At 30.9% G+C, this 12,903-nt stretch carries 12 protein-coding genes; 5 read left to right on the top strand and 7 right to left on the bottom strand.

Going from position 1 to position 12,903, the window contains the following annotated elements; genetic code table 11:
• Positions 1-366 precede the first annotated feature (366 nt).
• Positions 367-537, bottom strand: coding sequence for a hypothetical protein (locus tag G9F72_RS25105; protein WP_164957117.1), 171 nt, complete (start codon positions 535-537; stop codon positions 367-369).
• A gap of 174 nt (positions 538-711) precedes the next feature.
• Here G9F72_RS25105 and G9F72_RS25100 point away from each other — a divergent pair, with 174 nt between their 5' ends.
• On the top strand, positions 712-1,428 hold the full coding sequence (locus G9F72_RS25100) for a creatininase family protein (protein ID WP_164957116.1): 717 nt from the start codon (positions 712-714) through the stop codon (positions 1,426-1,428).
• Positions 1,429-1,647: 219 nt separating this feature from the next.
• Here the strand turns inward: G9F72_RS25100 and G9F72_RS25095 are convergent, their stop codons facing one another.
• Positions 1,648-2,097: a PhzF family phenazine biosynthesis protein gene (locus G9F72_RS25095; protein ID WP_224676324.1), complete on the bottom strand. Its 450-nt coding sequence runs from the start codon at positions 2,095-2,097 to the stop codon at positions 1,648-1,650.
• A gap of 173 nt (positions 2,098-2,270) precedes the next feature.
• Between G9F72_RS25095 and G9F72_RS25090 the strand changes: the two genes are divergently transcribed.
• A complete protein-coding gene (locus G9F72_RS25090; RefSeq protein WP_164957114.1) occupies positions 2,271-3,443 on the top strand; it encodes an alpha/beta hydrolase family protein in 1,173 nt (390 codons plus the stop codon).
• 283 nt (positions 3,444-3,726) lie between these two features.
• Here the strand turns inward: G9F72_RS25090 and G9F72_RS25085 are convergent, their stop codons facing one another.
• The 5 genes from G9F72_RS25085 to murC form a co-directional block, all read right to left on the bottom strand.
• Positions 3,727-5,514 carry an ABC transporter ATP-binding protein gene (locus tag G9F72_RS25085; protein WP_164957113.1) on the bottom strand — a complete coding sequence of 596 codons (1,788 nt, stop codon included), beginning with the start codon at positions 5,512-5,514 and terminating at the stop codon, positions 3,727-3,729.
• On the bottom strand, positions 5,514-7,250 hold the full coding sequence (locus G9F72_RS25080) for an ABC transporter ATP-binding protein (protein ID WP_164957112.1): 1,737 nt from the start codon (positions 7,248-7,250) through the stop codon (positions 5,514-5,516). The genes G9F72_RS25085 and G9F72_RS25080 overlap by 1 nt, the downstream gene beginning before the upstream one ends.
• A gap of 360 nt (positions 7,251-7,610) precedes the next feature.
• Positions 7,611-7,790: a hypothetical protein gene (locus G9F72_RS25075; protein ID WP_164957111.1), complete on the bottom strand. Its 180-nt coding sequence runs from the start codon at positions 7,788-7,790 to the stop codon at positions 7,611-7,613.
• 222 nt (positions 7,791-8,012) lie between these two features.
• On the bottom strand, positions 8,013-8,135 hold the full coding sequence (locus G9F72_RS27260; protein ID WP_263487072.1) for a hypothetical protein: 123 nt from the start codon (positions 8,133-8,135) through the stop codon (positions 8,013-8,015).
• 113 nt (positions 8,136-8,248) lie between these two features.
• Positions 8,249-9,628 carry a UDP-N-acetylmuramate--L-alanine ligase gene (murC, locus tag G9F72_RS25070; RefSeq protein WP_164957110.1) on the bottom strand — a complete coding sequence of 460 codons (1,380 nt, stop codon included), beginning with the start codon at positions 9,626-9,628 and terminating at the stop codon, positions 8,249-8,251.
• A gap of 387 nt (positions 9,629-10,015) precedes the next feature.
• Here murC and purR point away from each other — a divergent pair, with 387 nt between their 5' ends.
• The 3 genes from purR (at position 10,016) to glmU (ending at position 12,851) form a co-directional block, all read left to right on the top strand.
• Positions 10,016-10,837 (top strand): pur operon repressor, encoded by an 822-nt coding sequence (gene purR / locus G9F72_RS25065; protein WP_164957109.1) that lies wholly within the window; start codon positions 10,016-10,018, stop codon positions 10,835-10,837.
• A gap of 106 nt (positions 10,838-10,943) precedes the next feature.
• The gene (gene spoVG, locus G9F72_RS25060; protein ID WP_168714448.1) at positions 10,944-11,294 is read left to right on the top strand and encodes a septation regulator SpoVG; all 351 of its coding nucleotides are present in this window, start codon (positions 10,944-10,946) and stop codon (positions 11,292-11,294) included.
• A 168-nt stretch (positions 11,295-11,462) separates the two neighbouring features.
• On the top strand, positions 11,463-12,851 hold the full coding sequence (gene glmU / locus G9F72_RS25055) for a bifunctional UDP-N-acetylglucosamine diphosphorylase/glucosamine-1-phosphate N-acetyltransferase GlmU (protein WP_164957108.1): 1,389 nt from the start codon (positions 11,463-11,465) through the stop codon (positions 12,849-12,851).
• Positions 12,852-12,903 lie beyond the last annotated feature (52 nt).

Genomic DNA, 12,903 nt, shown 5'->3' with positions numbered 1-12,903 from the left:
AGAATTTCTAAATAGAATTTCAACAGTCCTTTCGCTTCGTTTGCATTATTAGTTGTTACGCCTCCTAGATCGCTAACCTAAATTTTAAAATTTAATATAGATAATAACAGACTCATATCCTTATTTTATTATAAGGATATGAGTTTTATTTTTTCACATAAGCTTATTAAGAGGATTTAATAAACTTATATGGAAATATATATAATAAGTATAAAAATCATAAATATGAAAGTAAAATAGTTATATTGATATAATATGAAAATAATCATGGAAATTGGAGGATTGAGAAATGAAAAAAATCATTAAAAATAGGTATGCTATGTACTTAATATGTTTATTTACAATTATTTTTGTCTTAAAACTATTTTATTTAAAAAATATGATAAGTTTATTACTCCTAATATCTATATCATTATCATTAAATTTAGCTATGCTCTTGCTAATATATTTATATAGAAAAAAGATTAATAATATATATATTATAATATCATTTATTATTGCTGCTATATATAATACTGTAAATACTTTCATCTTCATATATCCTCCTAATAATTTAATTGCTGATAGAATTTCTATTATATTATTTATTTTATTTGGACTATCATTTTATAAAGCCAATAATATTAAATAGTTTAAAACCTAACAAAGAAGGGAAGTGAATATTTAGTGGGTTTGTGTAATTGTTGTACACCCTCTCACTAAAGATAATTTATGTATATAATAGAGTATACCTCTGATGATTTTAAAAAATATAGTGAAAAAAATCATACAATAATTATTCCTATAGGATCAGTGGAAGCACATGGGCATCATTTACCCTTAGGTACAGATATTTTTTCACCTAGATTATTTTGTGAAAAAATAAATGAAAAAATAGGTGATAAAATATGGATTGCTCCAGAAATTCCATATGGACAGAGTTATGATTTGTCCATTTATCCAGGGACAGTAACTATGCCGTCTGAAGTTATGGCAGAGTATGTGTATTATGTAGGAAAAAGCTTTTATGAAAATGGACTTAAAAATATTATTTTTTTTAACGGACATGGAGGAAACATAACGGCCCTTAGTTTAGCGGCCGAAAAATTGGTTCCGCTTGGTGCCACTGTCATGACAATAAATTGGTGGTTAGATTTTTCAGGAGATATACTTACAATTACAGAAGGGCAAGGGCATGCTGGGGAAGATGAAACTTCAGCTATTTTATATTACAATGAAGAGCTTGTACAAATGGATAAAGCAATGAAAAATCCTAATAAGCAACTTATACCTGTACGATTTGTGGATAGAGGGAAAACTATTTTTCAAGATGCACTTACTGGAGATGCAACTTTAGCAACAGTGGAAAAGGGCGAGAGAATCTTTAAATTATTGGAAAAAAACATAATAGAGAGAATCGAAATAATGCAGCAAGGCATGTATTACTAGCAAGTGAAACAACGCTATTCATACTGAAATATATCCTATAGATTTTTCAGTAGACTTACCAGACAAGGCGTTTAAATATACTGAAAAGAATTGTCCAGTGCTTTATGAGGAATTCATAAAGAAAATAAAGGAATATGGGGTAAGGGAAAATGAATTCATGAACAGCCATACAGTTAGAGAAATTTTAAGACATTATTTGTAGGGCATATGAAATGAAGATTATACTTCAGCAATTTTATACTCTGAAGTAAGCCCTGACCTAACAATTATGGCCTTACCTCCAACCTTTACTGTTAAGTCATACTTGCGCCCTTCGAGTCTTACAATTATTTTACTAGGGCTATTCATATAGTAGCCTTGTTCACAGATTATAGTTAGATTATCTTCAAAGTTTAGCACATCATTTTTTACTAAATATGCACCAAGTGCTCCATTAGAAGTTCCCGTAGCGGCTTCTTCATCTATGCCAGCAGCAGGAGCAAAGTTTCTACAAGCTAGAGTAGAGGATTCTTCCTCAGTTTCAAGGGTAAAGGCGTGAACTCCAGTAATATTTAACTTGTTACTATATCGGGCTAAGCTATCATAGTTTGGATTTATTGATCTTAATGCGGATAGACTTTTAACTGGAAGCATAATGTCTGTAAGCCCAGTAGATACAGCTTGAGGAATAAGGCAGTACCCGTCTATTCCTATATCAGTATTCAGTTTATTTTATATCTTTGGAATTATATTCTAGTATTCTTTACTTTACCAATATATAATATAAAGTATACTATATATTGGTAAATAATATAATATTTTCATTGATATATGGTGAATCATATAAATGAGGTGAAATGTAAATGAAAATAGGAAGAATAGTAAAAGTTCTAGAAGATAAAGAAAGAAAAGAAACATTAATAGAATGTGATGAGAATAGAAAGGTGATTATAAGTTTTTATTATCCTATTGATGAAACATGGAAAGAAAGTAGACAGGCACTTTATGCGGACTTATATAGTCCAAGGGAAGATGAATTTATTAACAGGTTTAAAGAAATGGTACCTTTAGAAAGTGATACAGAAAAGGAAAAATTCCTTGGAAGTATAAAGACTAATATATATAATGATGCTCCTATAAGTAAAAAACAGGTTACATATCCAGTAATTATACATTCAACAGGTCTCGGATCCCCAAGGGATTATATGACTTTTAACATTGAAGAATTAGTAAACGAGGGATATGTGGTATTTACCATAGAGCACATTTATGATAGTATGTTCACTGTTTTTCCAAATGGTAAAATACTTGAACCATCAAAGGAAGAATTTACTCAAGATGAAAAGGAAAATCTTATAGATGTTAGAAAAAATGATATTCTATTTGTATTAAATCAATTAGAAAAATTAAATAGTGAAGATGATGTTATAAAAAACAAACTTGATTTACAACGAATTGGAATAATAGGACACTCATTAGGAGGTGCAGCTGTTTTTAAAGCTTCTCAATGTGATTCTAGAATTAAAGCTACAGTGCTTTTTGATGCTTCTTTACAATTTCTAAATTTAAGCGAAGATATAAAAGAAAAGCAAACATTAAATACACCTGTTTTGAATTTTAGAAGAGGTAGTTTTAATTATGAAGCATCTATGAAGATGTTTATTGATTATTTGAAAGATAAATTTGATGATGAACACTTTAAAAAGCAAATTATTCTCTATGATAATGTTCTAAGAGACTCAGATAAGGGACAAAAAGCGCTTTTTAATTATTTATGTGGTTATAAGTCTTTTATAAAGCTTAATGGTTCTAGACATATGACCTTTACAGATTATTCAATAATAAAAGGTGAAAGAATGGAGAGTGAAACTTTATCTGTAGAAAAAGCACATGAAGTAATAAACGATATGACAATAAGATTTTTGGATGAGTTTTTATGTGGAAAAAAAGAACAATATAGTAGGTTCGTTAAGAATAATGATTATATAACATTGATTGATGAAGATGGTCAACCTATAGTAGTTACTAATTTATAATGTCTATGGATTTATGTTTTGTGGTATTTTGTTTTTTATAGCAGATATAATTTTTGTCCCGCTCATAGTATTTTAAATTTTAGATGTAAATAAATAGAAAAAAATACTTGATATTATAAGTCTACATTCCTTTTTAAGGAATGTAGACTTATCAATGATTTGATGTGCCTTTTGAATATAACTCAATTACATTTGTGTTACATTAATTAGTTTTTAATGATATTTCAGAGGGAAAGGCGCCCACTTCTGAAGCCGTTAATATTGCAGCGTCGCAGATGATGATTTAAGCCCCTTCATTCAAGAATTTATACTGAGACATATAAAGATCATAGTATAATCCCTTTAGAGCAATAAGTTGAGCGTGGGTTCCACCCTCCACAATTCTACCATCATCTATAACCATTATCTTATCGCAATCTCTTATAGTTGACAGCCTATGTGCTATAACAAAGGAGGTTCTATTAAATAGGAGTTTTTTAATGCCCTTTTGTACAAGTTTTTCTGTTGTGGTATCAATATTAGAAGTAGCTTCATCTAATATTAATATTCTCGGATTAGCAAGCAGTGCACGAGCAAAGGATATAAGCTGCCTTTGACCAACTGAAAGTCTAGAGCCTCTTTCATTTACCTCTGTGGCATAACCATTATCTAGCTTCATGATAAAAGAATCCGCGTTAACTGCAATAGCTGAAGCTATTACTTCGGCGTCTGTGGCATCTAATTTTCCATAACGAATATTTTCCATAATAGTAGTAGAAAAGAGAAAAGTATCTTGTAGCATTATTCCCATTTGACTTCGAAGGGATTCAATATCAACATGAGATACATTCTTGCCATCTACTAAAACCTCTCCGCTACCCGCATCGTAAAATCTACTAATTAAGTTTATTATGGTAGTTTTACCAGCACCTGTAGGACCTACTAAAGCTACAGTTTCTCCTGCTTTTATTTTAAAGCTAACATTGTTTAATACAGAAACATCACTATCATAACTAAAAACTACATTTTTGAATTCCACATCGCCCTTTATTTTAGGCATTTTTATAGCCTTATCAATAGTTATAATATCTGGTTTTATATCTAGTATTTCAAAGATTCTTTCTGCAGAAGAGAAATTTGTTATTAATGTGTTGTAAAAATTACTGATGTTCATAATAGGTCTCCAAAACATTGAAATATAAGCAGTAAAGGCGACGAGTTCACCAATAGTTAATGTTTTTGCCTTTATAAGAGGCACACTATACCAATATACGAGTAAACTTCCAAGCCCCCAAGATAACTCCACCATGGGCCAAAACAAATCATTTAATCTAACAGCCCTTAGAAAGGAATTCATCATATCACTAACATAGGTTGTAAAGCTTTTAGAGGTTTTGTCTTCAGTGGCAAAAGATTGAACTATTCTTATGCCAGAAAAATCTTCATGGGTAAAGGCATTAAGATTAGAACGTTTAGATCTATATATTTGCCAGCGTTTTCTAGAAAATATTTCTATAGAAAAAAGACAGATAACTAGCACTGGTAAGAATGAAATTGAAATTAGCGCTAATTTAATATTCATAGAAAACATAATAATTGTTACAAACACAAGAGTTAAGATTTCAGGTATAAAGCTAGTTACGCTATTATCAAAGAGATCCTGCAGAGAACTTACGTCTCCAATTACTCTTGCAAGTATTTTGCCAACGGGTCTATTATCAAAAAAGGTAAAGGATAGTTTTTGAATATGATTATACAATTCTTGCCTTATATTTAATAGCGCAGAGTTGGTGACTGAGGCCATAATATTAATTCTTACTCTAGAGGCAATGAGGGATATCACATTGAAAACTAACATAAATCCAGCAATTTGTGCCAGGCCTCGTATATTAGAGGTTCCTATATATTTGTCTATTGCTAGCTTTAAAATATATGGGTTTAGCAGTGAGCATACCATTACTATTATCATAAGGAGTATAACTAAAACTACTTTGAGCTTAAAAGGCTTTAAATAACTAAATATCCTTATTATTAATTTCCCCTTGGAAGCTTCCTCAATTTGTTCATCTTGCTGTGTTGAATTTCTAGCCATTATACCACCGCCCCTTCGAGATCCATAAAGTCTGTAAATTGTTGAGTGTATACATCATAATATTGCCCTCTCTTTTCAAGGAGAGTTTGGTGATTTCCCATTTCCACCACATGACCATTCTCAAGGAATAGTATAATATCAGCATTTTTAACTGCTGAAATTCTATGTGCAATTATAAAAGTAGTTTGTTTATTATTTCTATGGTGAAGATTTTTTAAAAGATTGTATTCCGTATCCATATCCAGGGCTGAAGTAGCATCATCAAGTATTAAAATACTAGAATCCTTAACTAGCGCCCTTGCAATAGAAAGTCTTTGTTTTTGACCACCGGAGAGCCCTAGGCCTCTTTCTCCAATAATTGTCTCATAGCCTTCTGGAAGACTGCCTAGAAATTCGTCCACGCAGGCGTCGCTACAAGCTTTTTTTATCTCCTCAAGGGAGGCTTCAAGTTTTCCAAAACGGATATTCTCAAAAATGCTCTCTGAAAATAAGAAGGTATCTTGAGCAACTACAGCCATCTTACTCCTCAAATCATGGATACAGATATCACGTACGTCATTACCATCTACAGTAATTGAGCCTTTGGATATTTCATAATATCTGCCTATGAGATTTACAAGAGAGCTTTTACCGGAACCTGTCGTGCCCATTATTGCAACAGTGCTTCCAGCAGGTATATCTAAATTTATATTATCCAAAATATAATTCTCATTATATTTAAAAGATACATTTTCAAATTTTATAGCGCCCTTAATTACAGGCATAGCTATGGCATCATCTTTATCTTTAATTTCTGGTTCTACGTCCATTATATCAAAGATTTTTTTAGCAGAAGTATTTGCTTGAGTTATGATATTTGTAAGCCAACCTATCATTCTCATCGGCCAAATTAACATCCAAACATATTGGCTAAAGGCCACTAGTTCACCAATAGATAGGCTTTTTCCAATTACCAGCACTCCACCAACACATACTACTGCCAGTACAGACATATTACACAAAAATTCTATCATAGGGAAATGTTTACTCCATATCTTAGTTTGCCTCATATTAAGATCATAATTTGTTCTGTTATGGTTTAAAAACTTTAAGGTTTCATGTCTTTCTCTAGCAAAAGCTTTTACAAGCCTTACACCAGCAATGTTTTCTTGAGCCGTAGTGTTCAAAACTGCATTATGATCACTTATGGCGCCAAATGCCTCTCCAACTTCGTTTTCAAGTTTCAATGCTATATAGCCAATAAGAGGCATTGTTATAAGCGTCACTAGTGCAAGTTTCCAGTTCATGCGAAATATTAGTACCGAGGCAACTAGAAAATAAATCACCTGTTCTATAGCGAGTCCTATACCAAAAGCGATGGACCGCCATACATTATCCACGTCAGAACCCATCCTGGACATAAGTTCGCCAGTGTTCATACTATCAAAATATTTAAAAGGTAAACTTTGAATATGATCAAATAGATCTGTTTTTAGATCTATGCTTACTCTAGAAGATAAATAATCTAAGCTGTATTCTCTAATATAGCCTAGTAGCGACCTTACAAGAGTAATTCCAGCAAGAGACATTAACACAAAAGTTAAAAGATTATATTCACTATTGCGTAGTACTTTATCAATCATAATTTTTACTAAATAGGGATTAAACATGTCTAGTGCAATGCTAATTAACATTGCGATAGTAGCTATAATAATAAAGAGTTTGTATTTTGTAACATATTTTAAAATTCGTTTCATAAAATGTCGCCTCCTTCAGGGTCCATATAGTATTGATTAGTAGATTAAGAAATAGAACTTAATCTATTTCTTAAAGTATTTCAAGTGTTTATATAATATTAAATCATAATAATCGGTATCGCAATGATACAATCTCAGACGCGTTTATATAATACTATGAAATAATATAAAGCATTGCTCTGGCAGGTATTGCATAAATATAATGGCTTTCGCCGATAACGACTGAGTAGATCCCTATGTTTAAAGAATGCAGATCCCATTGTGATTCCTCCTAAACTAAATTTTGATTTTGTTAAATCTTTAGATTTGTACATTTTAATTACCTCGCTTTCAAATTTTTATTAGATATTAGTAAATAAATTAAATGTGTCTGCTTGTAATAAGAAAATAGTCAAGGTCACTAATGCATTTAAATGTATTTGAGAATAGAGGTTTTGCCCAATAAGTATATTGGGTTTTTCTGTTTTTAAAAAAACTAAGCTTCATAAATATCCCTCCTAAACTAGATTTTGGTATTGTTAAACTTTTGGTACTATACATTGTAATTCCTCCCTTTGTTTGTTTTTAATATTTATAATTAATCACTTATGTGATTAGTTAACATAAAAAAGCCATGGAATTATCCATGGCTTAAAAAATCATTAATCTTATGCTACATCAATATGCACACATAAAAAATTAACTCATATAAAAAGGTCATGGGCGAGTAGCCCATGACCAATGTTTATAATTTCATAAAAATACTTTAATAAAGATAAACTATTATGAAAAGATAATATCCATTAAGGTAGGACTATCATATGAAGTTTTAGACATAAAAATGCCATTGGATGTAAATAAATCAATTGCAATACAATCATTAATACGCATTTTATTATTAATCATGATGACTACCTCCTTTTCATAAAATTATTAACAGTTTTTTCAAATGATTCCTTTTTAAGAATACTTTACTTGTCAATGAATGTCAATACTAAAATTGGAAAATATTAAATTAATTACTTTAAATACATTTCTCCTACCTTAAAAACATCTCCTGCACCCATTGTAAGAAGCACATCACCATCTTTTAAATTATTTTTAAGATAATTTACAATTTCATCAAAGCTATGAAGATTTATGCAATTTACATTTTTGGATCTTATTCTATCACCGAGCATATTTGAGCTTATTACACCCGCATCTTTTTCTCTGGCAGCATAAATATCTGCTAGTATTAGATTATCCACATCATAAAAAGAATCTGAAAAATCTTCAAATAAGCTTATAGTTCTTGAATAAGTATGAGGTTGAAATACACAATAGATTTTATTGTGAGGATAATTTTTTGCAGCACTTAAAAATGCTTTAATTTCCGTAGGATGATGAGCATAATCGTCAATAACAGTTGCCCCATCTTTAGTTCCCTTTATCTCAAATCTTCTATGAGTACCCCTAAAATTAGAAAGACCTGAAGTAATTGAGTCCTCAGTAAAATCAAGGCATAGAGCGGTTCCTATACCTGCAAGCGCATTTAGAACATTATGCTGTCCTGGTACATTAAGATCTATTTTAAATAGTAAATGATCATTTTTATATACGTCAAAAGTTGCACAGCCCAATTCATTATAGCTAATATCTTTGGCCTTAAGCATTCCTTCATTTATCCCATAAGTAAGTATATTACAGTTATAAGAATTATTATTTAGAATTTCTTTAACATTATCATCATCTATATTTGCAATTAAATAACCTTCCTTAGGTATAAGATTAATAAATTTTACAAAAGTCTCTTTAATGTGATTTATATCTCTATAGTAATCTAGGTGATCCGCATCTATATTTGTTATTGTTGCAATATAGGGAAAGAACTTTAAAAATGACGCTTTATATTCGCAAGCTTCCGTAATAAAATAGTCACCATTTCCAGCTAAAACATTACCGGAAATAACATCCAGTTCCCCACCCACAAGGATTGTAGGGTCCACATTTTCCTTCAAAATAATGTGGGCTACCATGGATGTTGTAGTAGTTTTACCATGTGTACCTGATACAGCAACATTGTACTTATGGCCTTTCATAATATGACCTAAAAATTCAGCTCTATCCATTAAAGGGAGATTTAACTCCATAGCTTTAAGGTATTCAGGATTTTCAGGAGAAATAGCAGCAGTGTAAACAACTAAATCTGCGTCCTTTATGTTATCGGCATTGTGGCCTATAGAAATTTCAGCACCATTTTTAATAAGTTTATTTGTTATATGTGATGACTGCATGTCTGAACCAGAAACCTTATAATTATTTTTTATAAGTATTTCAGCAAGGCCGCTCATGCTTATACCGCCAATACCTATAAAATGAATTTTCTTGTTTTTATCTTTTATAAAATCAAAAGACATTATATCAACTCCTTATAAATTATTACACTTATTTAGTATATGCAAGTCCCATTAATATTGATTATAACAAATTAATGAACATAAGGCACATTCGAATAAATAACAAATCATGAAGCTAGTCTATTTTCATATGTTTAAAGCTTCTTCTTAATTATATACAAAATCTCGCAAAAACAACACAGATATAGAACAATATTTTTTTTAAGGTGTCTCATAGGAAATTATAGGGGAATGGAAGGTGATGGTTAGCAAGCAATAAATACAATGTTTTGAAATTACTTAGATAAGCATTGTAATAGTTATTAAAAAGATTTACAATAAAATTACGAATGATAGTTAAATTTTTGCTAGGTAAAATTCGTAAAATAAAGATATGGGTGATAATTAATGAATAAATATAGTAGAAATCAAAGAGTTACAGGAATTACTAAAATATTAACAGAAAATCCTAATAAGACAATTAATTTAAAAAAATTTACAGAAATGTTTAATGCAGCTAAATCCACAATTAGCGAGGACATTGTTATTGTCCGCGAAACGCTAAGTGCCCTATCAATGGGAAGAGTGGAAACAGTTGCAGGCGCAGCTGGTGGAGTAAAGTATATTTGTGGAGTCTCCCAGGAGGAAAGTAGAACATTCGCAGAGGATCTATGTGAGGTTTTAAGCCACAAAGATAGAGTAATACCAGGAAATTTTATATATATGACTGATATTATGTATAATCCAGAAATAGTACACAAAGCAGGAGTAATTCTTGCATCTGCTTTTAATGAACTGCATATAGACTATGTAGTAACTGTAGAGACTAAAGGAATACCACTGGCGTATGAAGTGGCAAAAATGCTAGGGGTTCAATTAGTTATAGTTAGGCGTGACCCTAAGGTTACTGAGGGAAGTACCGTTAGCATCAACTATGTATCTGGTTCTACCAATAGAATTCAAACTATGTCGCTTACAAGAAACTCTATAAAAAAAGGAAGCAAATGCATTTTTATAGACGACTTTATGAAAGCTGGGGGAACTGCAAGAGGCATAATTAATTTGCTTTTAGAGTTTGAAAGTGAACTTTTAGGTATTGGAGTTTTCATTGAGAATATTGAAAGTGGGCATAAATTAATAGAAGAGTATATATCAATTATTCAGTTTAAAGGAATAAATACAGAAGGTAAATCTCAGTTAACTCCATCAAAAACCTTTGAAAAAGCATAATATTCAAAAGATTTAATATTTTTTTACAATTTAAGAAGGAATAAGCCAAGTTATAGAGAAATAGTATAATTATAACGCAATATAATGCAACTTGGAGGTGGAGTATATGGAAATTACAGACGTTAGAATCAGGAAAATAGCTACAGAGGGTAAAATGAAAGCCATTGTATCAATAACTTTTGATAATGAATTTGTTGTTCATGATATTAAAGTTATAGAAGGACAAAGTGGACTTTTTATCGCTATGCCGAGTAGGAAAACTCCAGATGGAGAATTCAAGGATATAGCACACCCAATAAATACTCAAACAAGGGAAAAGATTCAAACAGCTATTTTGGAAGAGTATGAAAAAGTAAAAAGTGAAGAACCTGTAAAAGTAGTAAAAACAGTAGAAAATTTAGAGGACAAAGTAGAAGAAAAAGAAGAAGAAAAAGAAGTAGAAAATCCAGAAGTATAAAAAGGGTGAAAACCCCTTTTTATTTTTTTGAAAGAAAACATTTAAAAAGCCACAAGGCTTCTTGCAATTAAATATAATATAAAATATAATGTAAGAAGTAATTTAATTGAATATAATGTAATTAAAATGTTTAAATGTGTCGAATTAATGTATAAAGAGGTGTTTAATTTGTATAAATGCGCTATAATATTAGCTGCAGGTGAAGGGAAAAGAATGAATTCTAATACTCCTAAGGTTCTACATAAGGTTTGTGGTAAAGAAATGATAAATCATGTTATTGACACTATTAGAAGTGCAGATATTGAAATGGTTGATGTGGTAATTGGAAGAGGAGCCGAGAAAGTTGAAAAAGCAACAGAAGACAGAAAAATCAACTATTCCCTTCAAGAAGATCAGTTAGGAACAGGACATGCAGTAATGTGTGCTAGTGAATTTTTGTCTGGTCATAAAGGCACGGTAGCCATATTTGTTGGAGATGGGCCACTAATTACTGAAAAAACTGTAAGAGAACTCTTAGATTATCATGAAAAGGGAGAGTTTAAAGCTACTATATTAACTTCAACCATGAAGGAACCTGGAAAGTATGGTAGAATAATTAGGAATGAAATTGATGATGTTGAAAAAATAGTTGAGTTTAAAGACTGTACTCCTGAAGAAGTATTAGTTCAAGAAATAAATTCAGGAATGTATTGCTTTAATATAGAAGAATTACACAATGGTCTAGATAAATTAAATAATAATAATGCCCAAAGGGAATACTATTTAACAGATGTTATTGGTATATTAAAAAGTCAAGGGCTTAAAATTGGAGCTTTTGATGTTCCCATTGAAGAAATTACTGCTGTTAACTCCAAGGTAGAGCTTGCAGATGCAGAATTAATTATGCGAACGAGAATAAATAGAATGCATATGGAAAATGGAGTTACAATAATGGATCCGAATAACACCTATATTGACTCAGAAGTTATAATAGGAAAAGATACGATTATATACCCAGGGAATATACTACAAGGCAAGACAATTATTAAAGAAAACTGTGTTCTTTATCAGAACAATAGAATTGTGGATAGTATTATTCAAAATGGAGTTTCAGTTCAAAGTTCTGTAATAATCGAAAGTAAGGTAGGCAAGGGAACAACTGTGGGACCATATGCCTACATTAGACCAGAAAGTAATATAGGTGAAAATGCTAGAATAGGAGATTTTGTTGAAATTAAAAAATCAACTATTGGAGATAATACAAAGGTATCCCATCTTACTTATATAGGTGACGCTGAGGTTGGAAGTGGCTGTAATTTTGGCTGCGGCACTGTAGTTGTAAATTATGATGGAAAATCAAAATTCAAAACAATAATAGGCAATAATACTTTTATAGGATGCAATACTAACCTTGTATCACCTGTAAAAGTTAATGATAATTCATATATCGCAGCTGGTTCTACAATTACAAATGAAGTTCCTAAAAATGCATTGGCCATAGCTAGAGCAAGGCAAGTGAATATTGAAAATTGGGTAGTAGAAAAAGGACCTATGAAACAAAGTAACAAGTCAAAATAGTTAACCATATTTCAGCACCAAAGGTGATGATTTAATAAGTAAATAATAAAGG

Origin of the sequence: Clostridium estertheticum (assembly GCF_011065935.2) — a bacterium.
Taxonomy (GTDB): Bacteria; Bacillota; Clostridia; order Clostridiales; family Clostridiaceae; genus Clostridium_AD; species Clostridium_AD estertheticum_A.
Note: the sequence above shows the minus strand (reverse complement) of the source record. Positions and strands in the feature narration are given on the sequence as shown.